Annotated in this window: 24 protein-coding genes; 17 read left to right on the top strand and 7 right to left on the bottom strand. The window is 67.8% G+C overall.

Annotated features, from left to right (window positions below; translation table 11 throughout):
• The first annotated feature begins 143 nt into the window (after positions 1-143).
• The gene (locus OU996_RS11360; RefSeq protein WP_144342224.1) at positions 144-419 is read left to right on the top strand and encodes a DUF1153 domain-containing protein; all 276 of its coding nucleotides are present in this window, start codon (positions 144-146) and stop codon (positions 417-419) included.
• A gap of 160 nt (positions 420-579) precedes the next feature.
• Here the strand turns inward: OU996_RS11360 and OU996_RS11355 are convergent, their stop codons facing one another.
• Positions 580-957, bottom strand: coding sequence for a transposase (locus OU996_RS11355; protein ID WP_267581713.1), 378 nt, complete (start codon positions 955-957; stop codon positions 580-582).
• A gap of 423 nt (positions 958-1,380) precedes the next feature.
• Between OU996_RS11355 and OU996_RS11350 the strand changes: the two genes are divergently transcribed.
• From OU996_RS11350 to OU996_RS11275, 16 genes are all read left to right on the top strand, one after another.
• Positions 1,381-2,634, top strand: a complete 1,254-nt coding sequence (locus tag OU996_RS11350; RefSeq protein ID WP_267581712.1) for an urea ABC transporter substrate-binding protein — start codon at positions 1,381-1,383, stop codon at positions 2,632-2,634.
• Between the two features lie 179 nt (positions 2,635-2,813).
• Positions 2,814-4,433 carry an urea ABC transporter permease subunit UrtB gene (gene urtB / locus OU996_RS11345; protein WP_267581711.1) on the top strand — a complete coding sequence of 540 codons (1,620 nt, stop codon included), beginning with the start codon at positions 2,814-2,816 and terminating at the stop codon, positions 4,431-4,433.
• On the top strand, positions 4,430-5,536 hold the full coding sequence (gene urtC, locus OU996_RS11340) for an urea ABC transporter permease subunit UrtC (protein WP_267581710.1): 1,107 nt from the start codon (positions 4,430-4,432) through the stop codon (positions 5,534-5,536). Before urtB ends, urtC begins: the two co-directional genes overlap by 4 nt.
• Entirely contained in the window at positions 5,533-6,261 is a 729-nt protein-coding gene (urtD, locus tag OU996_RS11335; RefSeq protein WP_267581709.1) for an urea ABC transporter ATP-binding protein UrtD, read from the top strand. Before urtC ends, urtD begins: the two co-directional genes overlap by 4 nt.
• 1 nt (position 6,262) lies before the next feature.
• The gene (gene urtE, locus OU996_RS11330) at positions 6,263-6,955 is read left to right on the top strand and encodes an urea ABC transporter ATP-binding subunit UrtE (protein WP_267581708.1); all 693 of its coding nucleotides are present in this window, start codon (positions 6,263-6,265) and stop codon (positions 6,953-6,955) included.
• 33 nt (positions 6,956-6,988) lie between these two features.
• The gene (locus OU996_RS11325) at positions 6,989-7,924 is read left to right on the top strand and encodes an acetamidase/formamidase family protein (protein WP_267581707.1); all 936 of its coding nucleotides are present in this window, start codon (positions 6,989-6,991) and stop codon (positions 7,922-7,924) included.
• A 208-nt stretch (positions 7,925-8,132) separates the two neighbouring features.
• A complete protein-coding gene (locus OU996_RS11320; RefSeq protein ID WP_267581706.1) occupies positions 8,133-10,028 on the top strand; it encodes a proline racemase family protein in 1,896 nt (631 codons plus the stop codon).
• Positions 10,029-10,102: 74 nt separating this feature from the next.
• Positions 10,103-10,987: a transporter substrate-binding domain-containing protein gene (locus tag OU996_RS11315; protein ID WP_267581705.1), complete on the top strand. Its 885-nt coding sequence runs from the start codon at positions 10,103-10,105 to the stop codon at positions 10,985-10,987.
• A 67-nt stretch (positions 10,988-11,054) separates the two neighbouring features.
• Positions 11,055-11,702 carry an amino acid ABC transporter permease gene (locus OU996_RS11310; protein ID WP_267581704.1) on the top strand — a complete coding sequence of 216 codons (648 nt, stop codon included), beginning with the start codon at positions 11,055-11,057 and terminating at the stop codon, positions 11,700-11,702.
• Between the two features lie 13 nt (positions 11,703-11,715).
• On the top strand, positions 11,716-12,537 hold the full coding sequence (locus OU996_RS11305) for an amino acid ABC transporter ATP-binding protein (protein WP_267581703.1): 822 nt from the start codon (positions 11,716-11,718) through the stop codon (positions 12,535-12,537).
• A 106-nt stretch (positions 12,538-12,643) separates the two neighbouring features.
• Positions 12,644-13,552: a 4-hydroxy-tetrahydrodipicolinate synthase gene (gene dapA / locus OU996_RS11300; protein WP_267581702.1), complete on the top strand. Its 909-nt coding sequence runs from the start codon at positions 12,644-12,646 to the stop codon at positions 13,550-13,552.
• Positions 13,553-13,565: 13 nt separating this feature from the next.
• Positions 13,566-14,573, top strand: coding sequence for a proline racemase family protein (locus OU996_RS11295; RefSeq protein WP_267581701.1), 1,008 nt, complete (start codon positions 13,566-13,568; stop codon positions 14,571-14,573).
• Positions 14,574-14,596: 23 nt separating this feature from the next.
• Complete coding sequence (locus OU996_RS11290; RefSeq protein WP_267581700.1) at positions 14,597-16,072, top strand: aldehyde dehydrogenase family protein; 1,476 nt, start codon at positions 14,597-14,599, stop codon at positions 16,070-16,072.
• Positions 16,073-16,076: 4 nt separating this feature from the next.
• Positions 16,077-17,774 (top strand): GMC family oxidoreductase, encoded by a 1,698-nt coding sequence (locus OU996_RS11285; protein WP_267581699.1) that lies wholly within the window; start codon positions 16,077-16,079, stop codon positions 17,772-17,774.
• 11 nt (positions 17,775-17,785) lie between these two features.
• Positions 17,786-18,781, top strand: a complete 996-nt coding sequence (locus OU996_RS11280) for a proline racemase family protein (protein ID WP_267581698.1) — start codon at positions 17,786-17,788, stop codon at positions 18,779-18,781.
• 44 nt (positions 18,782-18,825) lie between these two features.
• Positions 18,826-20,280, top strand: a complete 1,455-nt coding sequence (locus tag OU996_RS11275) for an NAD-dependent succinate-semialdehyde dehydrogenase (RefSeq protein ID WP_267581697.1) — start codon at positions 18,826-18,828, stop codon at positions 20,278-20,280.
• A gap of 79 nt (positions 20,281-20,359) precedes the next feature.
• On the opposite strand, the gene OU996_RS11270 is transcribed toward OU996_RS11275, so the two are convergent.
• The 6 genes from OU996_RS11270 to OU996_RS11245 are packed head-to-tail and all read right to left on the bottom strand — an operon-like array spanning position 20,360 to position 25,691.
• Positions 20,360-21,037: a cysteine hydrolase family protein gene (locus tag OU996_RS11270; protein WP_267581696.1), complete on the bottom strand. Its 678-nt coding sequence runs from the start codon at positions 21,035-21,037 to the stop codon at positions 20,360-20,362.
• Between the two features lie 8 nt (positions 21,038-21,045).
• Positions 21,046-21,972 (bottom strand): ABC transporter permease, encoded by a 927-nt coding sequence (locus OU996_RS11265; RefSeq protein ID WP_267581695.1) that lies wholly within the window; start codon positions 21,970-21,972, stop codon positions 21,046-21,048.
• The gene (locus tag OU996_RS11260; protein WP_267581694.1) at positions 21,969-23,063 is read right to left on the bottom strand and encodes an ABC transporter permease; all 1,095 of its coding nucleotides are present in this window, start codon (positions 23,061-23,063) and stop codon (positions 21,969-21,971) included. Before OU996_RS11260 ends, OU996_RS11265 begins: the two co-directional genes overlap by 4 nt.
• Positions 23,060-23,422, bottom strand: a complete 363-nt coding sequence (locus OU996_RS11255; RefSeq protein WP_267581693.1) for a hypothetical protein — start codon at positions 23,420-23,422, stop codon at positions 23,060-23,062. The genes OU996_RS11260 and OU996_RS11255 overlap by 4 nt, the downstream gene beginning before the upstream one ends.
• A gap of 32 nt (positions 23,423-23,454) precedes the next feature.
• Positions 23,455-24,606: an ATP-binding cassette domain-containing protein gene (locus tag OU996_RS11250; protein ID WP_267581692.1), complete on the bottom strand. Its 1,152-nt coding sequence runs from the start codon at positions 24,604-24,606 to the stop codon at positions 23,455-23,457.
• Positions 24,607-24,608: 2 nt separating this feature from the next.
• Positions 24,609-25,691: a BMP family ABC transporter substrate-binding protein gene (locus tag OU996_RS11245; protein WP_267581691.1), complete on the bottom strand. Its 1,083-nt coding sequence runs from the start codon at positions 25,689-25,691 to the stop codon at positions 24,609-24,611.
• Positions 25,692-25,756 lie beyond the last annotated feature (65 nt).

Here is a 25,756-nt window from a genome sequence, read left to right as displayed (position 1 = left end):
GGCAAAGGTAAACAAAGTCCTGCGCAACTATTAACAAGCTCCTACGTGTCGCGACTTCACCAGAGCGTGATTCGCTTAGGGAAATATTTAAGCCTCGGCAGGTAACCTACTCTCATTGATCGCGTGTATTGAGTGAGCGTAACATGACCGAGCCCTACCGCCCGAGGGTGAAATATGTAATCGGGCCGGACGGAAGTCCGTTAACCATTGCCGATCTACCCCCGCCCAACACCCGGCGGTGGGTTATCCGCCGCAAGGCGGAGGTCGTTGCCGCCGTGCGCGGCGGTCTTCTCAGCCTTGAGGAGGCCTGCAAGCGCTACACTCTGACGACCGAGGAGTTCCTGTCCTGGCAGGCCTCGATCGACCGCCATGGCCTCGCCGGCCTGCGCACCACCCGCATCCAGCAATACCGCCAGTAATCGGCGCGGTTTTACTTTTCAGCATGCTCAGGGCCGGCCGGGAACACCTTCCCGCCGGCCCTTTTTCTTATGCGGCGCGCCGGATGGTGCTCCTCGCCCGCCCGGCTGCTCAGAACGTTGCGCGCAACATCGCGCAAGGCGTCCGCGACCGCGCGCTCTCTCACCGTGTGCCGCGTACCGAGGCGAAGCGACCCACCACGGCGCCGCCGCAGCGTTCGGCGGCCAGCACGGAGGCGCGGCCGGGAGGAAGCCGGACCGGATCGCTCAAGACCGGTGAGGACCGGCCATCCGAGGAGGGCGCGTCGTGCAGGCGCTCGGACAAATTACTGACCAGCAGGCGCAGCCGCAGGTTTTCCGCCTGCAGCTCCTTCATGCGTTCGACGGCGGGCACGCTCAACCCGCCAAAGCGCCGGCGCCAGCGGTAGAAGGTGCGCAGCGAAACCCCGGCCGTCCGGCAGATCTCATCGACCGGAACTCCGGCATCGGCTTCGCGGACGAGGTGGAGAATCTCAGTGTCGGTGAACTGTGAATGTCGCACGGATCGGTCCTCAGCTAGCGTTGACGGATCAGATGGCGGTCCGGTTCCTTCCCATTGGCTGGGCGCTCCCGAGAGGCGATGACGCACGGCGACCGGCAGCCGCACATCTCCTGAGCATGCGCTTAATATGGGCAGTACTATAGACCATCCCTCTCAGGGATAAACGTCCGATTTGAACAGCAGTTGGCTCCAGGCGTCGAAGGCCTCGGGCCTTCTTTGCTGGCGAAGGCGGCGTTTCACCCGGCGCGGCTTACCGGCCTACCCGATCCCCCATGCGGCGGGTTCTGGCAATCGTGCCAGAATCCGTTCGGCCCTCACGGCTTTGCCGCGGCATTGGGCAGGGCTGAACATTATATGAAGTTGCGCGCGGAGCGGACCCCGACAGAATTCGGCTCATCTTCCGAACCCCCTGAGGTGTCGTCCATGGTCAAGTTCACGCGGCGTTCCTTTCTGCAGGCGGGCGGCGTCGCCGCCGCCGGGCTGGCCTCCCCCCTCGCCATGCCGGCCTATCTGCGCAGCGCGCAGGCGCAGTCCGGCCCGGTCAAGCTCGGCTGCCTCTTCTCCTCCTCCGGCACGATGGCCAATCTCGAAGGCCGGCTGAACTATGTGGTGAAGATGGCCGCCGACGAGATCAACGCGAAGGGCGGCGTCAACGGACGCACCATCGACGTGCTGGTCTCCGACCCCGCTTCCGACTGGCCGCTCTACGCCCAGAGCGCCAAGCAGATGCTGCAGCAGGAGAAGGTCTCCGCTCTGTTCGGCTGCTGGACCTCGGTGTCGCGCAAGACCGTGCTGCCGGTCGTCGAGCAGGAGAACGGGCTGCTCTACTACCCCCTGCATTTCGAGGGCGACGAGAATTCCAAGAACGTCGTCTATGTGAACTCGCCGCCGGCGAGCTCGGTGCTGCCGGCCGTCGACTACCTGATGGGCGAGGAAGGCGTCTCCGCCAAGCGCTTCTTCATGCTCGGCTCGGACTATGTGTGGCCGCGCACCATCAACAAGCAGCTCAAGGGCTACTTCAAATCCAAGGGCATCCCGGAGACCGCGTGGAAGGAGGAATACGTTCCCTTCGGCTTCTCCAACTTCCAGACCCTGGTCAACCAGATCCGCGCCTTTGCGGACCAAGGCGGCGGCCAGCCGGTGGTGATCCTCACCGTGGTCGGCAACTCGATCCCGGACTTCATGCGCGAATTCGCCAATCAGGGCATCCTTGCCACCGACATTCCGGTGCTGGGCCTCGACATGGTGGAGGCCGACCTTGAGGGCCTCGACACCGCCAAGCTGGTCGGCCACCTCAATTGCTGGGCCTATCTGCAGAACGCCAAGGGCCCGGCTAACGAGGCCTTCCTGAAGAACTGGGCGGCCTATGTGAAGGCCAAGAACGTGCCCTTCAGCGGCACCGTGTCCATCGACCCGATGGTCTCGGCCTATGATTCCGTGCATCTGTGGGCGATGGCGGCGGCGAAGGCGGGCTCCTTCGACGTGCCGGAAGTCTCCAAGGCCTTCGCCGGCCTCACCTTCGACTGCCCGTCGGGCTACAAGATCTCGATGACCGGCGAGAACAACTACGTCGCCCGCGGCGTGTTCATCGGCTCGGTCAACGACAAGCAGGGCTTCGACATCCTCTGGCAGTCCAAGGACACGCCGAAGCCGGTGCCGTTCAGCCCCTATGGCTGAGGGCCGCGCCCCATGACGTCATCCCCGGGCTTGGCCCGGGGATCCACGACTTCTCTTTGCCGCAAGACGTGGATGCCCGGGTCAAGCCCGGGCATGACGGTCCTCCTGGCCACGACCGCCTACCCCCGTTCACTCGCCGCGCATGGCCTTCCACCGCCATGCGCCGCCTTGAGTTCCCGATGAAGCTGGCGCGTTTTGCTCTTCTCCTCGTCGGCCTCGTGGCCGGCGGCCCGCTCCTCGCCCCCGCGGCCGGGGCGCAGACGCTCGACCGCGCGGGTCTCGTGCAGGAACTGTGCGGGGACGCGGCCGCGATGGGCCGGGCCGGCACGGCGCTGATCGCGACCGCCGCCTCCGGCAGCGCGGAAGACCGGGCCTTCGCCGCGCCGCTCGCCCGCGCCGTCATCGACCGCAAGCTCGGCTGCGACGATGCCGGCGCCGTGCTCGACGAGGGTGGCCGCGATGCGGTGACCCGCACGCCCCGCGCGGTGGCCGGCACGCCCCGCTCGCCGCTGCTCAGCCTCAAGAACCGACCGGTCTTCGAACTGGCCGATGCCGCCTTCGCCCTGCGCAGCGCGCCCGACGTCGCCCAGCGCGCGGCCGCGCTGAAGACGCTGGAGCGCCGCCCGGCGCAAATACCCGAGGGGCTGCTCGACACCGCCGCCGCGGCGGAAAGCGATGCCGGGCTCAAGGAACAGATCGACACCCTCGCCCAGACCGCCGCGCTGAACGCCTCGGACCCTGCCGCCCGCATCCGCGCCATCGGCCGGGTGGCGGAAAATCCGAGCCGGCGCGCGCTGACCCGTATCGCGGCGCTGGAGAGCGACCCGGCCTATGCCGCGAACCCGGAGTTCCGCGCCGCGGTGGACGCGGCGAGCGCGCGCATCGCGCGTGGCATCGCCCTCGGCGATATTCTGGCCACGCTCTATAACGGGCTGAGCTTCGCCTCGATCCTGTTCATGGCGGCCATCGGCCTCGCCATCATCTTCGGGCTGATGGGCGTCATCAACCTCGCCCAGGGCGAGCTGATCATGATCGGCGCCTATGTCACCTGGCTGGTGCAGCAGGGGCTGCGGGTGGCCGCGCCGGCGCTGCTCGACTGGTATCTCGTCCTCGCCATTCCGGTCGCCTTCCTCGTCACCGCCGCCATCGGCATCGCGCTCGAGGCGCTGCTGCTGCGCCATCTCTACAAGCGCCCGCTGATGAGCCTGCTCGCCACCTGGGCGGTGAGCCTGTTCCTCGTCAACCTCGTGCGCGTGGTGTTCGGCACCCAGAACATGCAGTTCGAGACGCCGTTCTATGTGTCGGGCGGGGTGCCGGTCATCGGCGACTTCATCTTCACCTGGAACCGCATGTTTGCCATCGCCTTCGCGGCGGTGACGCTGGCGCTCACCTGGGCCATCGTGCGCAAGACCCCGCTCGGGCTCAACATCCGCGCGGTCACTCAGAACCGCGACATGGCCGCGTGCATCGGCATCCCGACACGGCGCGTCGACATGATGGCCTTCGGCATGGGCTCGGGGCTTGCCGGCATCGCCGGCCTCGCTCTGTCGCCGATCTACAGCGTGAACCCGCAGATGGGGCAGAACTTCATCATCGACAGCTTCATGGTGGTGGTGCTCGGCGGTGTCGGCACCATCGCCGGCACGGTGCTGGCGGCGCTCGGCATCGGCCAGATCAACGTGCTGATCGAGCCGCTCTGGGGCGCCGTCGCCGCCAAGGTCATCGTGCTCTTGATGATCATCGCCTTCCTGCAATGGCGCCCCGATGGACTGTTCGCCGTGAAGGGGCGCCGCAAATGATCCGCACCGGCCGCGTTACCCTCCCGACACCCATTGGCCTCCTCATCGGCCTCATCGTCCTTGTCGCGCTGGCCATGGCGGGGCTGGCGGGAACCGAGTTCGCGCTGTCGCGCTACCTCGCCAACGCCATCGGCCAGCTTGCCGCCTTCGCCGTGCTCGCCATCTCGCTCGACCTGATCTGGGGCTATCTCGGCATCCTGTCGCTCGGCCACGGGCTGTTCTTCGCGTTGGGCGGCTATGTGATCGCCATGTACCTGCTCAAGCACGCCTTCGTGGCGACGGGGACGGTGCCGGATTTCCTCCAGTTCATGGGCTGGAAGGACTTTCCCCTCTACTGGGCGGGTTTCGACGCCTTCCCCTATGCCGTCGCCGTCGCCGTGGTCGTGACGCTGCTGGTGTCCGGCATCTTCGGCTACGTGTCGTTTCGCTCGCGCGTGGGCGGGGTCTATTTCGCCATCATCACCCAGGCGCTGGTCTATGTCGCCATGCTGCTGATGTTCCGCAACGACACCGGCTTCGGCGGCAATAACGGCATGACCGGCTTCTCCGTCCTGTTCGGCTGGCCGATGGGCACGAGCGGCATGATCACCGCGCTGGCTGTGGCCTCGCTGGCGGTCCTCGCTTTGGTGCTGGTGCTCTGCCGCTGGCTGGTCGGCAGCCGCTTCGGCGCGCTGATGCTGGCCACGCGCGACGACGAGACCCGCCTGCGCACGCTCGGCTACGAGACGCTGCGGCTCAAGCTCATCGTCTGGTGCCTCTCCGCGCTGATCGCCATGGTGGCGGGCATGCTCTACGTGCCGCAGGTCGGCATCATCAACCCGCGCGTGCTCTCGCCCGAATTGTCGCTGGAGATCGCGGTCTGGGTGGCCATTGGCGGGCGCGGGCACCTGGTCGGCGCGGTCATCGGCGCGCTGCTGGTGAACGCGGTGAAGTTCTGGCTGTCCTCGGCGGCGCCGGAGATCTGGCCGTTCATCCTTTCCGGGCTGATCGTCCTCGTCGTGCTGGTCTTCCCCAACGGGTTGATGGACCTTGCCAAACTGAAGCTGACGCGGCCGATGGGCCCGAAGCGCATGGCGCAGGAAATCGGGGAGGCGCGCCCATGAGCCTCACCGCCCTGCTGGTCGATGGCATCACCGTCCGCTTCGGTAGCTTTCGCGCCATCGACGACCTGTCGCTCGCCATTGATTATGGCGAAGTGCGCGCCGTCATCGGCCCCAACGGCGCCGGCAAGACGACCCTGCTCGACGTGATCTCCGGCATTACCCGGCCGAAGCAGGGGCGCGTCCTGTTCGACGGGGCCCTCGACCTCACACAGGCCAGCGATTCCGCCATCGCCCGCGCCGGGCTGCGCCGCAAGTTCCAGAAGCCGAGCGTGTTCGAGGGGCTCACCGTGCGCCAACATATCGCCATCGGTGCCGATGTCGGCTTCCGCGCGCGTCTCGACGCACCCGCGCTCGAGGACCGGATCGGTGAGGTGCTGGAGATGGTCGAACTCACCGAGCACGCAAGCCGCCTCGCCGGCGAGCTCAGCCATGGCCAGAAGCAGTGGCTGGAGATCGGCATGGTCATCGCCTCCGATCCGCGCGTGCTGATGCTCGACGAGCCGGTCGCCGGCCTCACCGACGAGGAGACCGAACGCACCGCCAAGCTGGTGCGCGCGCTGGTGCGGCGGGACCGTGCCATCATCGTCGTCGAGCACGATATGGATTTCGTCGAGCGCATCGCCGACCGCGTGACCGTGCTGCATGAGGGCCGCACCCTCTTCGAGGGCTCGATGGACAAGGTGCGCGCCGACGCTGCGGTCGTCGACGTCTATCTGGGGCGCTGACATGCAGTTCCGCGTAGAGGCTCTCGACCAGCATTACGGCTCGGCGCAAGTGCTGCGGCAGGTCGGCTTCGAGATCGCGCCGGGCGAATGCCTGGCGGTGCTCGGCCGCAATGGCGCGGGCAAGTCCACCCTGCTCAAATGCCTGATGGGCCTGCTCGCTCCGACCGGCGGGCGGGTGATGATCGACGGCGCGGATGCCACCGCCTGGTCCCCCAACCGGCGCTCGCGCGCCGGCCTCGCCTATGTGCCGCAGGGACGGGAAATCTTCGCCGAGTTGACGGTGGGCGAGAACATCGAGGCGGCGGCCCGCGCCCATGGCACCTATGGCAGCGCGGCGATGGAGGAGGCGATCAGCCATTTCCCGGTGCTGCGCGAGATGTGGAAGCGCTCCGGCGGCGCGCTCTCCGGCGGCCAGCAGCAGCAGCTCGCCCTCGCGCGGGCGCTCGTCACTCAGCCGAAGCTGCTGATCCTCGACGAGCCGACCGAGGGTATCCAGCCCAACATCGTCGCGCTGATCGGCGAGGTGCTGCGCTCGCTCAAGGGGCGCATCTCGATCCTGCTGGTCGAGCAATATCTGGATTTCGCCATTGAGACGGCCGACGCCTTCGTCATCCTTTCACGCGGCACGGTCGTCGAGACCGGGCGCGCACCCACGATGAACCGGGAACATCTGACCCGCTTCATCGCCGTCTGAACCCGCTTGTCGCGCAACGCATCAGGAGCTCCCATGTCGCGCCGCTTTGAAATCCCCGCCACGCCGGAAAACATGGTCTGGGGATATCTCGACAGCTCGACCCCGCCCGTCCTCGAAGTGGCGTCGGGAGACGTGGTCACGCTGCATTCCTTCCCCGCCGGCGGCAAGGAAACGCTGCCGGACCATCTTCCGGTGCCCGAGGATTACAAGCTCGCGCTCGATACGATGCCACAGGGCGCGGGACCGCACTTCATCACCGGGCCGGTCTATGTGAAGGACGCCAAGCCCGGCGACGTGCTGCAGGTCGACATTCTCGACGTGAAGGTGCGCCAGGACTGGGGCTTCGTGTCGATCCTGCCGCTGCTGGGGACGCTGCCGGCCGAGTTCACCGATTACGAGACCATCCATCCCGTGGTCGATCACGCCAAGAATGTCTGTGTCATGCCGTGGGGCCTGGAAATCCCGCTCGACCCCTTCTTCGGCATCATCGCCACCGCGCCGCCGCCGGCCTGGGGCCGCTGCGGGTCGCCGGTGCCGCGCGCCTTCGGCGGCAACATGGACAATAAGGAACTGCGCGCCGGCACCACGCTCTATCTGCCGGTGTTCAACGACGGCGCGCTGTTCTTCGCCGGTGACGGCCACGGCGTGCAGGGCGACGGCGAGGTGTGCATCACCGCGCTGGAAACCGGCGTCACCGGCACCTTCCGCCTCACCGTGCGCAAGGACATGGAACTCGACTGGCCCTTCGCGGAGAGCGCGACGCATCTCATCTCCATCGGCCTCGACGAGGACCTCGACGACGCCGCCAAGCAGGCGACGCGGGAGATGGTCAAGCACATCTGCGAGCGCACCAATCTCTCGCGCAACCAGGCCTATATGCTCTGTTCGCTGGCCGGAAACCTGCGGGTGACGCAGCTGGTCGACGGCAATAAGGGCATCCACATGATGCTGCGCAAGTCGCTGCTCTAAGCGCAAGGTCGAGGCCGCAAGGCCTCTCCGTCCTTCTGGCCACCGGAGAGGAGCCTCCAGCTCCGGCGGCAGCCTGACATTACCCGTCATCCCCTGAATGCGGCCCGGCGCGCGGTGCGCTCGGCCGCATTCATTTGATTGACTCGTTCAATAAATCGACATACCGTCTGCGCATGTTCGCAGTTTCTATATTCGGTATGTAGATCACATGTCGCCGCTCGCCGCCTCTCGGTTCCCCTTCTCGATCGGCCATGTCGCCAAGGTCACGGGCGTGGCGGTGTCGACCCTTCGCTCGTGGGAAAATCAGGGGCTGCTCACCTCCAACAAGTCGGCGGGTGGCCATCGCTCCTATGGTGAGGCCGACATCGAGCGCATCCGCCGCATCGACCGGATGCGACGGGTGGACGGCCAGAGTCTCTCCGCCATCCGCCGGCTGCTCGACAGCGAAGAAGAGGGTGCAGCGGCGCCGGACGGTGATGCGCCGCCGGTCGTGACGTTCAACCACCTCGGCGCCCGGGTGCGCAGCCTGCGGCAGGAAGCCGGCATGTCGCTGCGCGAGCTCTCCGACCGTACGCTCATCGCCTCCTCGCATCTGAGCATGTTCGAGCGCGGCGTCGCCTTCCTTTCCCCGGCGCGGCTCAACGCCATCGCCGAGGTTTTCGGCCGCTCGCTGGCGGAACTGCTCGGCGGCACCAGCGGGCGCGACTTTCCGGTGGTGCGGCGCGGGCAAGGGCGCATCGTCGGCTCCTTCGGGCCGGGCGTCACCATCGAGCAGCTCACTGTCTCGCAGCGGCTTATGGATGCCGAGGTGTGGACCATCGACCCCGACCGCGAGAGTGACGGCTTTTACGCCCATGAGGGCGAGGAACTCATCTATGTGCTGGAGGGCTCGCTGGAGATCGCGCTGGCCGATCGCGACGCCGAGGTGCTGAATCCGGGCGACGGCGCCTATTTCAACAGCCGCATCGCTCATCGCTGGCGCAACACGGGCGGCGTGCCCGCCAAGGTGCTGTGGATCAACACCGACAGCGACCGTCTCTCCTCCATGAGTTTCGAGAAGGCCGACCGTCGCCTCGGCCTCGGCGCCGGAATTGGCGAGGGTATCGGCGAGGGCGCGTTCAGCCTCGAGCTGCCCCAGGGAGCGCGCACCTTCCGCGTCATCGAGACCCATACGGAAGGCCATCCGACCCATATTTTGATCGAGCCGCTGGAAGGGCTCGACGCCGACAGCGTCGCCGGCAAGATGCACCAGTTCATCGCGCGCTATGACAGCCTTCGCCCGCTGCTGCTGCACGAGCCGCGCGGCCACTCGGGCGCCTTCGGTCTGGTGCCGGTGGCGTCCAATGCCGCGGATTTCGGTGCCTTCTTCATTTCCTCCTACGGCTATCCGGGCCTGTGTGGCCACGCCATCATGGGCTACACGGCGGCGCTGCGCGCGCTGGGCCGGCTCGCCAACCGCCCCCGTTTCACCATCGAGGTGCCCAACGGCATTCTCAGCGTGCAGGTGGGGGGCGAAAACGGGCCCGATGCCATCGCCCTCGACATGCCCCCGGCCATCATCGCCGAGGTCCGGCACCATGTGCACGTGGCCGGGCGCTCGGTCGACGTCGCCATCGCCATGTGCGGCGACTGCTACGCGCTGGTCGATGCCACCGCCGCAGGGCTCGCCCTCGACATCGGCAGCATCGACCGGCTGCTCCTCATGGGCGATGAGTTGCGCCGCACCCTCAACGAGATGCTGCCGCGCCGCAGCGGGGCGCAGCCGACCGTGGATGCGGTGCTCTTCCATGCGGCGGGGGAGAACGGCGCGGTACGCCAGTTCCTCGCCATCGACCGTCAGAAATTCGACAGGTCTCCCGGCGTCGCCGGCCTGTCCTGCCTGCTTGCGCTCCGCGCCGCGACGGGAGCGGTCGCGCCGGGTGCGCGCCTCGAGGCGGTCAGCCTGTTCGGCGGCCATCTCTCGGGCGAGCTCATCACCACGACCCACGGCGCCGGTGGTGCCGTGGCTGCTACGACCCGCATCACGGGACGCGCGCATCTGAAAGCTGTGGCGACGCTCATTCAGGAAATGAGCGACCCGCTCGGCAGCGGCTTCCTGAGATAGGCCTACGCCTCACCGCCTACGCCTTTCGACCAAACCGGCCCTAAGACAAAGCCAGGAAAATCAGGGAACAGACGATGATCACCGCTCTTCAGCGGCCGCTTCCGGCCGCCTATACGCAGCCCAACCGAACACTGCGCCATGCCATGCTGATGCTCCTATCGGCCTTCATCGTGGCGCTCTCGACGTTCCAGTCCGCTTTCGCGGCGGACCCGAACCTCGTGATCGACCGCATCCGCAAGAGCGGCGAACTGCGCGTGCCCGTGATGATCGGCGAGGAGCCCGGCTATATCCGCGACCGCAACACCGGCGCGTGGAGCGGCTTCTATGTCGACTGGGCGAACGACATCGCGACGCTGCTCGGCGTCAAGGTCGTGCCGGTGGAAACCACCTGGGGCAACCTCGCCGCCGACTTCCAGGCCAACAAGATCGACATTGCCTTCGGCCTGAACCCCAATCCCAAGCGCGGCCTTGTCGTCGACTATCTCAGCGTACCGCTGTTCACCGATGCCTGGGCCATCGTCACCAAGCCGGGCTTCACCAAGAAGACCTGGGCCGAGCTGAACGACCCGTCGGTGCGCATTGTCGTGCAGAAGGGCGGCACCATGCAGGTAGTCGCCGAGGCGCTCACCCCCAAGGCCAACATCATCGTGGTGGAAGACCGCCCGCTCGGCCTGATGGAGCTGCAGGCGAACCGGGCCGATGCGATGATCCTCGCCGTGTTCGACGCCATCGACGTCGCCAAGGCGGTCAATGGCCAGATCGTGCTGCCGAGCCCGATGCTGCTCAACCCGGCGACGATCGGCGTCCGCCGCGAGGACGGCAATGAGGGCTATGAGAACTGGCTCACCAACTGGGTGAACCAGCAGCGCGCCCTTGGCCTGGCGCAGGGCAAGCTGCGCAAGGCCTTCGAAGCCCGCGGCATCGACCTCTCCGTGCTGCCGGCCGAGTTCAACTTCTGATGCCGACCTCCGGTGCCGGCCTCCCGTCGGCACCGGCTCAGCCCCCTCGTCTGCTAAGGCCGCAACCGTGTTCGACTGGTCCGTCATCACCCAAAACGTTCATCTGTTTGCCTGGGGACTCGTGGTCACCCTCGAGTACACGGTGCTCACCTGCGTGCTGGGGCTGATCGTTGGTCTCGTCATCGCTCTGGCGCAGCTCTCCCCGCTGAAGGCTGTGCGTCTCATCGGCCTGTTGTTCGTGGAGTTCTTCCGCAACGTGCCTTTGCTGGTATGGCTGCTGTGGAGCTATTACGCGCTGCCGATCTTCGCCGGCATCAACATTTCCAAGCAGGCCGCCGGCATTCTCGCGCTCAGCCTCTATGGCGGGGCCTATTATGCCGAGATCCTGCGCGCCGGCATCCAGTCGCTCGATCACGGGCAGGCGGATGCGGCCAAGGCGCTGGGCATGCGCTCGTGGCAGGCGATGCGGCGCATCATCCTGCCCCAGGCCTTGCGCCAGATGGTGCCGCCGTTGGCGGGCCAGACCATCATCCAGATGAAGAACACCACGCTGCTCTCGGTGCTCACGGTGCCGGACCTGCTTTACCAGGCGAGCTACGTGTCCTCGTTCACCTACCGGCCGATGGAAGTCTACACAGTGGTGGGCCTCATCTTTCTCGCCATCCTCATTCCCTCCAACTATCTCGCGCGCCGGCTCGAGATGCGCAGCCATTGAGAGGACGCGAACCATGACCCGTCTTCCCTCCGACGCCGCGCCGCTGGTCGAGATGCGCAACCTGCGTAAATCCTTCGGCGCTCACGAGGTTCTCAAGGGCATCGACCTCACCGTCTATCCCGGCGAAGTGGTGGCCCTGCTCGGCTCCTCCGGTTCTGGAAAGACCACGCTGCTGCGCTGCGTGAACCTTCTCGAACAACCGTCCTCCGGCCGGATCGCCATCGACGGCGCGGCGATCTTCGACCGGGCGCCGGATGGACGTGACAATGCCCGCATCGGCGCCCGTGACGTCGCGGCGATGCGCAGCCGCGTCGGCATGGTGTTCCAGCAGTTCAACCTGTTTCCGCACATGAATGTACTGGCGAATGTGATGGAAGGCCCGCGCACGGTTCTGGGCGAAGATGACGCCACCAACCGCGCCCGCGCGCTCGATCTGCTCGCCAAGGTCGGCATGGTGGATTTCGCGGATCGCATGCCCGGCCGCCTCTCGGGCGGGCAGAAGCAGCGCGTCTCCATTGCCCGCGCCCTCAACATGCGCCCCTCGCTGATGCTGTTCGACGAGCCGACCTCGGCGCTCGATCCGGAACTGGTCGGCGAGGTGCTCAACACCATGATCACGCTGGCCCGCGAAGGCATGACGATGCTGGTCGTCACGCACGAGCTCGGCTTTGCGCTGGAGGTGGCCACGCGGGTTGTTTTCCTCGACCAGGGCGCCGTCGCCGCGCAGGGCACGCCGCACGAGGTACTGCTGCATCCGACCAACGAACGGGTGCGCGGCTTCGTCAACCGCTTCCACGCCACCGCCGAACTGATGCGCCCGCTCCTCGACAGCTGACGCGCCGGCCGGCGCTTCCCGAACCACCTGACCGGCGATGCATGCCCCCACGCGTGCCACGCCCCCGCTTTGTCCCGACACCCCCGTTCAAACGCCGAGACCGCACATGACCAAGACCACCTGGCACGGCATTCACAGTGTCCTCGTCACGCCCTTCCTGCCCGAGGGGCCCATCGACTTTCCACGCTTCGAGGCCCTGGCCGAGGCCAACATCGCCAATGGCGCCGACGGCCTGATCGTCTGTGGCTCCACGGGCGAGTTCTACGCCATGAGCGTCGCCGAGCGGGTGAAGCTGTTCGAGGCGACCGTGAAGGTCGCCGCCGGCCGCGTGCCGGTGCTGGCGGGCGTCTCCGACCTTCACACCGATGTGGTGGTGGAGCTGACCAAGGCCGCCGAGACCACCGGCTGCGACGGCATTCTGGCCCTACCCCCCATCTACGCCAAGCCGGATCTGCGCGAGGCCGAGCACTTCTACCGCCGCATCTGCGCCGCCTCCGGCCTGCCGGTGATGCTCTACAACAGCCCCGTGCGCATCGGCGTCAACATCACCCCCGATCTGGTGGCGCGCCTCGCCGAGATCCCCAATGTGGTGGCGATCAAGGACTCCTCCGGCGACATCCAGCAGGTCGCTGAGCTGTGCCAGAAGGTGAAGGGCGAGCTGGCGGTGTTCGTCGGCTATGAGACGATGATCCGCTCCTCGCTGCCGCTGGGCGTGGTCGGCGTGGTGGCGATGGCGCACCAGCTCTCCGGCCGCCTCGTGCGCGCCTATTTCGACGCCTGCGCCTCGGGCGACGCCGCCACGGCGGACAAGCTGGAGCCGGCGCTGTTCGCCATCTATCGCTGCTTCAAGAGCGGCAGCTTCTATGCCGGCATCAAGGCGGCGATGAACGCGCTCGGCCAGCCGGTCGGCATTCCGCGCGAGCCGCTGCTGCCCTTCACCGACGCGCAGCAGGCCAATGTGGCGAAGATCCTCGCCGACGCCGACGTCGCCGCCCTCATCAACACGCTCGCCTGAACGGACACACATCATGCGCTCGACCCGCATCATTCAGGGCATCGATTCCCACACCGCTGGCTGCCCGCTGCGCCTCATCACCTCCGGCTTCGGGCCGATCCGCGGCGCCACCATGGTGGAGAAGCGCGCCGATCTCATGAGCCGCGACTGGCTGCGCCAGCTCGTGCTGTTCGAGCCGCGCGGCTCGTTCAACATGCCGGCCGCCGTGCTCACGGAAGCCTGCTCGCCCGATGCCGACATCGGCATGCTCATCCTTGAGCCGGACACCTATCCTCCCATGTGCGGCCACTGCGCCATGGCGGTGGCGACCATCGCGGTGGAGGCCGGCTACATCACCGCGCAGGAAGGCGAGACGCTGGTGCGGCTCGATACCCCGGCCGGCGTCGTGCCGGCGCGGGTGCAGGTGGAGAATGGCCGCGCCGTCACTGTCACGCTGGAGATGCCGCTGAGCTTCCTCTACCAGCGCGATGTGATGGTGCCGACCAAGAGCTTCGGCACGGTGCGCGCCGACATCGCCTTCGGCGGCGATTTCTACCTCATCGTCAAGGGTTCGGACCTCGGTCTCGACCTGACCACGGACAATGCCTGGGCCCTCGTCAGCGCGGCCGCCGAACTGCGCGCCGGCCTAAAGGACATCCCGGTCCAGCACCCGACCCTCGCCCATGTCAACGAGATCTACCAGATCGAGATCGTCGGCGAGGGTGACGGGGTGCGCTTCGACGGCAAGAATGTCGTGGTCTGCCCGCCGACCGTGATCGACCGCTCGCCCTGCGGCACCGGCACCGCCTCGCGCATGGCGATGCTGCACGGCAAGGGCGAGCTGAAGGTCGGCGACACCTTCCGCCATGCCGGCATCCTCGACACCGTGTTCACCGGCAAGATCCACGGCGAGGCCACCGTCGGCGAACTGCCGGCGATCCGCTGCACCGTCACCGGCTCGGCCTACCTGACCGGCAGCTTCAACTTCTTCCTCGATCCCAACGACCCGTTCCAGCAGGGCTTCCGCCTGACGGGCGTCTGAGGAACCGGGTGCAGGAGAGGCTCATGTCCCACGATTTCGATCCGAATGGCGTCGCCGTCCTCACCGATCACCTGATCGGCGGTCGGCGCGTCGCCGGCGATGGCGCGGAGATCGCGCTCGTTCGTCCCTCGGATGGTGCCACCATCGGCACGATCCGGGCGGCGGACGAGGCGCTGGTGGACGAGGCGATGCGCAACGCCGCGCAGGCCCGCACCGCCTCCGGCTGGGCGAGCGCAACCGCGCTGGAGCGGGCGCGGGTGCTCAAGGCGTGGGCCGACCTGATCGACGCGCGGCGCACCGAGCTCGGGCGGCTGGAAGCGGCGACGACGACCCGGCCGGTGGCCGACGTCATCACCCGCGACCTCGTCCGCGCGGCGGGCGCCGTGCGCTATTTCGCCGAATGGGCCGACAAGATCGAGGGCTCGCTGATCGCCGGGGCGAACAGCGGCACCACCTTCCTGAAGCCTGAGCCCTATGGCGTCATCGCCTCCATCGCGCCGTTCAACTTCCCGGCGATCAACGCCATCTGGAAGTCCGCACCGGCGCTGGCCACCGGCAATGCGGTGGTGCTGAAGCCCTCCGAGCTGACGCCCTCCTCGGCGGTGATGATCGCCGAGCTGGCCATCGAGGCCGGCCTGCCGGCCGGCCTGTTCAACGTGGTGCAGGGCGCGGGCGCCACCGGCTCGGCGCTGGTGCGCCACCCGCTGACCGGAAAGATCACCTTCACCGGCTCTTCCGCCACCGGCGCGCGGGTGATGGCGGACGCGGCGATGACCGGCACCAAGCCGTTGACGCTGGAACTCGGCGGCAAGACGCCCCAGCTGGTCATGGACGATGCGCATGATCTCGACGTGCTCGCTGCCACCATCGCCGGCGGCTTCCTCGCCAATGCCGGCCAGGTCTGCACCGCCGGTTCCCGGCTGATCGCCCCGCGCCGCCTGCTCGACGACCTCACCGGGCGCATCATCGCCCTTGCGCAGGAGCGGATCGCCGGCCCCACCTGGGACACGCGGGCGAACCTGCCGCCCATCATCAGCGAGAAACAGGCGGCGCGCATCGACCGCATGATCGCGCAGACGGTGGCGGATGGCGCGCGCGTTCTCACCGGTGGCCGGCGCTGCGCCAGCATGAACGCCGGCGCCTATGTGGAGCCGACCGTGCTCGCTGGCGTGCCCGACACCTCGGTCGGCTTCCGGGAGGAGTTCTTCGGCCCGGTGCTGTCCATCTATGCCTATGACGACGAGGAGGAGGCGCTGGCGATGGCCAACCATCCCAGCTACGCGCTCGCCGCCAGCCTCTACACCACCAGTGCCGCCAAGGCGCTCGCGCTGCCGGCGCGCCTCAACGCCGGCACGGTCTGGGTCAACGGCCATGGTCGCCAGCCCGACTTCGCAACCCCGCAAGGCGGCTTCGCCGGCTCCGGCTTCGGCAAGGAAATGGGGCGTGCGGGGCTTGAAGGCTTCCTGCGCTTCAAGACCGTCTGGCTTAACCACGGCTGAGAACATGTCCGAACACGCATATGACTACATCATCGTCGGCGGCGGCGCGGCGGGTGCCGTGCTGGCGAGCCGGCTGTCGGAATCCTCGAACCTGAAGGTCGCGCTGATCGAGGCCGGGCGCGACACCCCGCCCGGCGCCGAGCCGGCGGACACGCTCGATGCCTACCCCATCGTCGCCTATTTCAACCGGCTCTATCACTGGCAGAATCTCGCCGTTCACCTGAACGATCCGGCGCCCGGCGCGGCAGGTCGGCGCTATGAGCAGGCGCGGGTGATGGGCGGGGGCACCTCGATCAACGGCCAGTTCGCCTTTCGCGGCGTGCCCTGGGACTATGACCACTGGAGCGAGGACGGCGCCGAGGGCTGGGGCTGGGACGATGTGCTGCCCTATTTCCGCAAGCTCGAGACCGATCTCGACTATGGCGACAGCCAGCTCCATGGCAGCCACGGGCCTCTGCCGCTGCGCCGGATCCCTCAGAAGGACTGGTCGCCCTTCGCCAGGACCGTCGCGGACGTCCTCGATAAGCAGGGCATCCGCAACATCGGCGACCATAACGGCGTCTTCGACGACGGCTATTTCCCGATGACCATCAACAATGTCGATGGTCAGCGGGTCTCCACCGCCCGCGCCTATCTCACCCGCGAGGTGCGTGCCCGGCCCAACCTGACCATCCTCGCCGAAACCGAGATGACGGAACTCACCTTCGACGGCGCGCGTGTCACCGGGCTCAAGGCGGCCGGCCCTCAGGGTTCTGCCACGCTGACGGCGCGCGAGGTGATCCTTTCGACCGGCGCGCTGCAGACGCCGGCCCATCTCATGCGGGCCGGCATCGGCCCGGCGGCACATCTGAAGGAACAAGGCATCACGGTACGTGCCGACCGGCCGGGCGTCGGGCAGAACCTGCAGGATCACCCGATGGTGGCCTTCGCCGCCTATCTGCCGAAATCCGCCCGTCTGCCCGCGAGCCAGCGCCGGCATATCCAGCTCGGCTACCGCTACTCGTCCGGCCTGCCGCAGACGACGCCGGGGGACATGTTCGTGCTTCCTTCCAACCGCGCGGCCTGGCACCCGCTGGGCCGGCGGCTGGCCTCGATCCTCGTCTGCGTGAACCGGCCCTACTCGACCGGCGAGGTGAAGCTGAACGGCCGCGATGCCGCGACCGCGCCCTTCGTCAATTTCCGCCAGCTTTCCGACGAGCGCGACCTCGGCCGGCTGGAGGACGGGATGCACCGGCTCTGGGGCATCGTGAATGATCCGGCGATGGATGGGGTGATCGAGAACATCTTCCCCGCCACCTTCTCCGAGCGGGTGCGCAAGCTCGGCGCGGTCAGCCGCGCCAACTGGTTCATGACGCTGATGGCCGCCGGCATCATGGCCACCGGCCCGCTGTCGCGCAAACTGATGATCGAGAACGTCATCACCCCCGGCCTGAAGGCGGGCGAGATGATGGGCGACCGCGAACAGCTGCGCGCCTGGATCCGCGAGAATGCCTGCGGCAGCTGGCACGCCTCGGGCACCTGCCGGATCGGCCGTGCCGACGACCGCCGCGCCGTCGTTGACAGTGCCGCGCGCGTGATCGGCGTCGAGGGGCTGCGCGTGGTCGACGCCTCCATCATGCCCGCGGTAATCAGCGCCAACACCATGCTGACGACGATCATGGCCGGCGAGAAGATCGCCGACGCCATCAAGTCCGGCCGGTAGGGGAAGACGACATGGCAATCAGGCGTTGGATCTCGACCATCGACAGCCACACGGCGGGCCATCCGACGCGGGTGGTCACCGGCGGCGTGCCCCCGCTGCGCGGCGACACGGTCGAGGCGCGCGCCGAGGATTTCCGCGCCCGCTTCGATGCCCTGCGCACCTTCCTGCTGCATGAGCCGCGCGGCCATGCGGCAATGGTGGGCGTGGTGATGACCGAGAGCACGCGCGCCGATTTCGGCGCCTTCTTCCTCGGCAGCTACAAATATCTGGAGATGTGCGGCCACGCGACCATCGGTCTGGCCGTCACGCTCGACCATATGGGCCTGATCGGCACGTCGCAGGAGCCGACGAGTTCCTTCACGCTGGAGGTGCCCGCCGGGGTCATCACCGTCCATGTCCACCGCCGGGACGGCGCTGTTGCCGCTGTCACCTTCAAGAACGTCCCCGCTTATGTCGCCTGCCGCGATGTCGGCGTCACCGCCGGCGGAGTGAGCGTCCTCGCCGATGTGGTGTGGGGCGGCAACTGGTACGGCCTCGTTGAGGCCCGCGCCGCCGGTGTGGAGCTTGCTCCCGCCGGCGTCTCCCATGCCCTGGCGACGGGCGCGGCGCTGAAGGCGGAGTTGAACGCGATGATCGCCGCCGGCGCGGTGGCGGGCGTCGCCCGGCCGATCGATTCCATCCTGTTCTACGAGGCGCAGAGCGAGGCGGCCGGCGTGGTCAGCCGTCAGCTGGTCGTGCTCGAATCCAACAAGTTCGACCGCTCGCCCTGCGGCACCGGTTCCTCGGCGCGCCTAGCGCAGTTGGTGGCGCGCGGCGAGATCGGCCTCGACCAGCCGATCCGGACCCGCAATATCCTCGACGTCGACTTCACCGCCACGGCACGCGCGATCGCGGGGCGCACCGACGCCATCGAACCGCATATCGTCGGGCTGGCGCACATCACCGGCGAGCACCGCTTCGTGCTCGCGCAAGGCGACCCCCTGCCGGACGGCTTCCTCTGCCGCTGAGACCGATTATCGACCCGCCTGCTTCTCGGGCCCTGGAGACAATCATGACCGACCTTTCCACGTACGACGAAACCATCGAGCTGCTGATCGACGGCGCATGGTGCCAGGGCTCCGACGGCAAGAGCGAGGTGCTGGAGAACCCGGCGACCGGGGCCGTGCTCGGCTCCGTGCCGCACGCGTCGGATGCCGATCTCGCCCGCGCGCTGGAGGCCGCGCAGCGCGGCTTCAAGGTGTGGAAGGCGATGACCGCTCAGGCCCGCTACACGCTGATGCTGAAGGCGGCCGACCTCATCGAGGCGCGCAAGGAGCGCATCGGGCGGCTGCTGACGCTGGAGAACGGCAAGCCTCTCGCCGAGGCCGTGCCGGAGGTGCAGTTCGCCGCCGACGCCACCCGGTGGTACGCCGAGGAAGGCAAGCGCGCCTATGGCCGCCTCGTGCCCGCCCGCATGCCGAATGTCCGCCAGATGGTCATCAAGGAGCCGGTGGGGCCGGTGGTCGGTTTCGCCGCGTGGAACTTCCCCTCTTCCAATGTCATCCGCAAGATTGCCGGCGCGCTGGGCGCGGGCTGCTCGATCATCATCAAGCCGGCGGAAGAGACCCCGGGCACGGCGGTGGCCATCGCCCGCTGCTTCCAGGAGGCGGGCCTGCCGGCGGGCGTGCTGAACGTCGTGTTCGGTGAGCCGGCCCATGTCAGCGACGTCCTGCTCGCTTCGCCCATCCCGAAGGCGGTGACGCTCACCGGATCGACCGCTGTCGGCAAGCAGCTCGCCCGGCTGTCCGCCAACACGCTGAAGCGCTGCACAATGGAGCTGGGCGGCCATGCGCCGGTCATCGTTCATGGCGACGCCGATCTGGATCTGGCCACGCGCACGCTGGTCGCCTTCAAGTTCCGCAATGCCGGGCAGGTCTGCACCTCGCCGACGCGGTTCTTCATCCATGAGGCGGTCTACCAGCCCTTCGTCGAGCGTTTCGTCGAGCTCGCCTCCGCGCTGAAGGTCGGTAATGGTCTCGACGCCAGCACCCAGATGGGCCCGATGATCGCCCGCCGCCGCCTCGCGGCGATGGAGGAGCTGGTGAACGATGCCGTGTCCAAGGGGGCGGCGCTGAAGCTGGGCGGCCGGCGCATCGGCAATCAGGGGCATTTCTTCGCCCCCACCGTGCTCGCGGACGTCCCGGCGGACGCCGCCATCATGTCGACCGAGCCCTTCGGTCCCATCGCGCCGCTCACCTCCTTCGCGAGCTTCGACGAGGTGATCGAACGGGCGAACGCCCTGCCCTATGGCCTCGCTTCCTTCGTCTTCACCCGCTCCGGCGCCCTCGCCGCGCGCACCGAGGAGGCGCTCGACGCCGGCTTGGTCGGCGTCAACCACATGGCCGTTTCCACGCCCGAGACGCCGTTCGGCGGCGTGAACGAGTCGGGCTACGGCTCCGAGAGCGGTATTGAGGGATTGGATGCGTTCCTGCGCACCAAGTTCGTCACCGAACTGGCCGCCCTCTGACGCGAGGACAACCCGCTGCCGGCCCTTGCGGCCGGCAGCATGCATGAACGATATCTGCCGTCGCTTGGCCGCCGCTCGCTTAGCCCGGCGCACCCCAGGCTTGCGCGATGTCGCGGCTGTCGCTGACGATACCGACATGCATCGCCATGATGCGCAGCGCCGCGTCCTCCAGCTCGGCGTTGGTGCCGCGCACGAGGTCGCGCGCCACCACGACATTGTAGCCGAGATTGGAGGCGTCGAAGGCGGCGTTGAGCACGCAGCAATCGGTCAGGCAGCCATTGATGACGACGGAGCGGGTGCCGAGATTGCGCAGCAGGAAATCGAGATCGGTAGGATAGAAGGCGGAGAGCCGCTTCTTGGTCTCGACGATCAGATCATCCGGCGCGACATGGGTGACGAACTCGTTCCACCGGGTGCCCTGAATGGCGTGTTCATCGGCGTTCGGGATCGGGCCGACATGCAGCGGGAAGACGAGGCGCCAGGCAGCTTTCAGCCCCTTCACATCATCCACGCCGCCCTTGCGCAGCACCGCCCGCACATGGATCACCGGCACGCCGAGCGCGCGGGCCTGCGCATGGAAGGCGTCGACCACCGGCACGATCTCGCGCACGCGGGGCGCGGGACACGGGCAATCCGGCGAATCCTCGAGATGCCCGCGATGCAGGTCGATGGAGATGACGGCCGTCTTTGACGGGTCGAAGAAGGGAAGGAAGTCGGGGCCCAAAGTGCGGGGCGTTCCGTCGATATAGGCGCGCATCGTCAACCTCAGCGGCGTTCGCGGTCATAGGGCATGCCGAGCGCGGCCGGCGCGCCGAAACGGCGGCGCAGGCTGGCCCGGCTGGTCAGCGCCAGCACCACGAGGGTGGCGGCATAGGGCAGCATGTTGAGGAAATGCGGGTCGATCAGCGCCTCGCCCCCCACCTGGGCGCGGAAGCGATAGGCGTCGATCAGCCCGAACAGTCCGGCGCCGAGCGCGATCCAGCTCGCCCGCCAGCGCGCGAAAATGACGAGGGCGAGCGCGATCCAGCCCCGCCCGGCGGTCATGTTCTCCACCCAGGAGGGCGTGTAGACCACCGAGAGATAGGCCCCGCCGAGCCCGATCAGCCCGCCACCGAGCATGGTGTAGATGAGGCGCAGCCCCGCCACCGGCTGACCGAGCGCGTCGAGCGTCTGCGGGCTTTCGCCAAGTGTGCGCAGGATCAGGCCCGGTCGGGTGCGGGCGATGAACAGGTGAACCAGAACGACGAGCAGCAGCGCCAGCAGCACCAGAGGATCCTGGCGGAAGAGCAGCGTGCCGAGCAGCGGGATGTCCGCCAGCGGCCCCCAGTCGATCATCGGCAGCCGGGCGCCGGCCGCCTTGCCGACATAGGCCTGGCCGATGAAGGCGGAAAGCCCGGTGCCGAGCACGGTGAAGGCGAGGCCGGCGACCACCTGGTCGAGGCGCAGCGTCACCACGCTCACCGCGAAGGCGAGCCCCGCCAGCATGCCGGCACCGACCGCCGCCGCGAGCCCGAGCACGGCCGAGCCGCTGGTGAGCGTCACCACGAAGCCGGCCACCGCCCCGACCAGCATCATGCCTTCGATACCGAGATTGAGAATGCCGGCGCGCTCGATCAGCAGCTCACCGAGCGCGGCGTAGAGGATGGGCGTGGCCGAGACCAGCGCCGCCGCCAGCAGCAGTTCGAGGTTCATGCCGTCCTCACCGTGCGTACCAGGCGGATGCGATAGGCCGCGAGCGTCGCCGCGCCCAGCGCGAAGAGCAGGATCAGCGCCTGCAATATGGTGCTGATGGAGGCGGGAATGCGCGAGACCTGCAGGCTGAAGCCGCCATTGAGCAGCCCGGCATAGGCGATCGACACCAGCAGGATGGCAAAGGGCCGTCCGCCCGCGAGCCATGCCACCATGATGCCCATGAAGCCATAGCCCGGCGACAGGCCGAGCTGGAGCCGCCCGGTCGAGGCCGCCACTTCCACCGCGCCGGCCATGCCCGCCAGCGCCCCGGCGGCGCACAGGCCAGAGACGATGATGAAGGCGGCGCGGATGCCGCCATAGAGCGCGGCCCGCGGGGCATCGCCGGAAACGCGCAGCTCATAGCCCCAGCGCGTGCCGCGATCGATCAGCACCAGCGCCAATGTCGCCGCCAGCAGGAGGAAGAACCCGCCATGCAGCGGCCCGAACCAGGCGCGGTCCAGCGCCCTGAGCTGGCCAGCGGCGAGGATGGGCGGCGAATAGGGGAAAGAGAAGGTCGCCGGGTCGCTCCACGGGCCACGCACGAGATAGCCGATCCAGAGCAGGCAGATATAGTTGAGCATGAGCGTGGACAGCACCTCGCTCATGCCGAGCAGCGCGCGGGGTATGGCGGCCAGCGATGCCCAGATGGCCCCGGCGACGAATCCGCCCGCGAGTATGAGGCCGACGGCGAGGACATGGGGCGTGTCGGCCGGCAGGTGCAGGCCGATCCCGGTCGCGGCGAAGGCGCCGAAGAAGAACTGCCCCTCAGCGCCAATATTGATCAGCCGGGCGCGGGCGGCGAGCGCGATGCCGAGCGCGCACAGGCCGATCGGCACCGCCTTGTTCAGCGTGCCGAAGAACGCCGCCTTGGTGCCGAAGCCGCCGCGCAACAAGGCCGTGAGCGCCACGAGCGGGTCGGCACCGGAGGCGGCGATGATGATCGCGCCGGCCGCCAGGGCGAGCAGCGTGCCACCGGCGAGACGCAGGGCGATCTCGACCCGGCCCGGCCGGTCGAGACGAGCTTCGACGATGAGGCGGAACCGGCCGATCATGCGGGTTCTCCGCTCGCGGTAATCAGCCGCCCGAGCGAGGCAAGGTCGAGCTCGGTCGCCGGGCGGTCGGCGATGAGGCGCCCGCCGCTCATGACGAGGATGCGGGTGGCGATTTCCAGCGATTCCTCCAGTTCCTCGCAGGCCATGAGCACCGCCGCGCCGGCCGCCGCCCGCGCAATCAGCGCGTTGCGGATCTGCGCGGCCGAGGCGATGTCGAGCCCACGCGTGGGATAGCTCGCGACGATCAAGGATGGGTCGTTCCTGAGTTCGCGGCCGAGCACGATGCGCTGCAGATTGCCGCCGGACAGGCTGCGCGTGGCGGTCGCGCCCCCGGCCACGACACCGAAGGCGGCGAGCACGTTTGCAGCCTCCTCGCGGCGCCGGGCCGGCGTCATCCACCAGCCGAAGGGGGGCGGCGCTGGTGGCCGAGCAGCGCATTGTCCTCGAGCGGCAGGCCCGGCGCGAGAGCCGTGCCGAGATGCTGGGCGGGAATGAAGGCAAAGCCGCGCCGGTGTCCCAGACGGGGAGCGTCGACCGTGCCGGAGCCCGGTCGGCGCAGCCCGCCGATCATGTCCATCAGTTCGATCTGGCCATTGCCGGCGACGCCGACCAGCGCCACGAGTTCCCCCGCCGCCACGTCGAACGAGACATCCTCGACCAGCGGCCGGCCATTGTCGCCGCGAACGCCGACCCCGCGCAGGGAGAGGCGCACCGGCCCGGTCGCCGCGACCGGCCGGGCCTCGTTGCGATGGCTACGCGCGCCGACGATCAGGCCGGCAATCTCGTCGGCCGAGCGCCCGGCGCCGGCACCATCGAACACCACGCGCCCGCCGCGCATGACCACCAGCCGGTCGGCGACGCGCTGGATCTCGGCGATCTTGTGCGAGATGAAGATGACCGAACGCCCGGACGCGGCGATGCGCCGGACGATGGCGAAGAGTTGCTCGGTCTCCAGCGGCGAGAGCACCGATGTCGGCTCGTCGAGGATCAGCAGCCGCGCGCCGACCGCCAGCACACGCAGGATTTCCAGTTGCTGGCGGGACGAGAGCGGCATGTCGTGCACAGGGCGCGACAGATCGAGATCGAAGCCGAGCTCGGCCATCAGCGCCGTCAGTTCGGCGGAGGCCTCGCGCGGCTGAAGGAAGCGGCCGGTGTCGAGCGCCAGCGAGAGGTTCTCGAAAGCGGTCAGCGCCTCCACAAGCTTGAACTGCTGGTGGACCATGCCGATGCCGGCGCGGGCGGCGGCGCGGGGGGAGCCGAGCTCCAGCGGTACGCCGTCGAGTTCCACCGCGCCTGAATCGGGCCGGTAGAGCCCGCACAGCACGCTCATGGCGGTGGACTTGCCCGCGCCATTCTCGCCGAGCAGCGCCACCACCTCGCCGGCGGCGACATCGAAGGAGACGTCGTCATTGGCGAGAAGCGCGCCGAAGCGCTTGGTGACACCACGCACCCGCAAAAAGGCGGCGGCCGGCGGTTCCACGCCCGCCGGGTCTATACCGGCCTGCGGAACGCCGTCCCGCAGGCCCTGCTGGCGTGACGCCATGATCATTTCGTCGGCAGCTTCCCGTTCACGCCTTCGACCAGCCACTGGATACCCTGCAGGTCGCCCAGCGTGACCGTCCCGCCGGCCGGAACCTTCTCCTTGCCGGTGTTATCCTTGAGCGGACCCTTCCAGTAGTCCAGCGAACCGTCGATGATCGCCTTCTTCTTGGCCTCGACGAGAGCGACGACATCGGCCGGCACGTCCGGCGACATGGGCGCGAGGGCGACGATGCCGTCCTCCAGCCCGCCATAATAGTCGCCCGGCTTGAAGCTGCCGTCCGCGACGCTGGCGAGCGCCTTCTTGTAGTAGCCGCACCAGTCCCACATCGTGCCGGTCAGCACCTTGGGGCCGGCGACCTTCGACATGTCGGCTTCCGAGCCGATGGCATAGGCCCCCTTCTCGGCCGCGCCCTGCGCCGCCGATCCGGTGTCCTGATGCTGGGCGATCACGTCATTGCCGGCCTCGACCAGCGCGACGGCCGCCTGCTTCTCGGCCGGCGGGTCAAACCAGGACAGGGTCCACACCACGTTCACCTCGGCCTTCGGATTCACCGATTTCACGCCGAGGGTGAAGGCGTTGATACCGGCGATCACCGAGGGGATGGGCTGGGCGGCGACAAAGCCGATCTTGTTGGTCTTGGTCATCTTGCCGGCGACGATGCCGGTGAGATAGCGCCCGTCCCACAGCTTGCCGTAATAATTGCGGATGTTGTCGGCCGGCGCGATGGTCGGCAGGATGCCAAAAAAGTGCTTGTCGGGATTGGCCTTGGCCACCTGCTGGGTGAAGGGCTGGTAGCCGAAGGCGGTCGCGATCACCACGTCGAAGCCCTGATCGACGAACTCCTGCTCGATGCGGGCAACATCCGGTCCCTCGGGAACGGACTCGACGAAGGCGGTGCGCACGCCGTCCTTTTCCAGACACAGACGCGCCTCATCATGGCGCGAGGTCCAGCCATTGTCGGCACGCGGACCGACATACAGGAAAGCCGCGCTCGGCTTGTCAGCCGCGGATGCGGCGACGGGGGCAGCGAGCGCACACAGCGCCACCGCAACGGCAATATGACGTGTCGTTCTGGTGATGAGCATCACCGCCTCCTCTGGTTATTGCGGTATTTTAATCACATCAAACTACGATGATCGAGACTAAATAT

The sequence above is a fragment of the Ancylobacter sp. SL191 genome (genome assembly GCF_026625645.1).
Lineage (GTDB): Bacteria > Pseudomonadota > Alphaproteobacteria > Rhizobiales > Xanthobacteraceae > Ancylobacter.
Note: the sequence above shows the minus strand (reverse complement) of the source record. Positions and strands in the feature narration are given on the sequence as shown.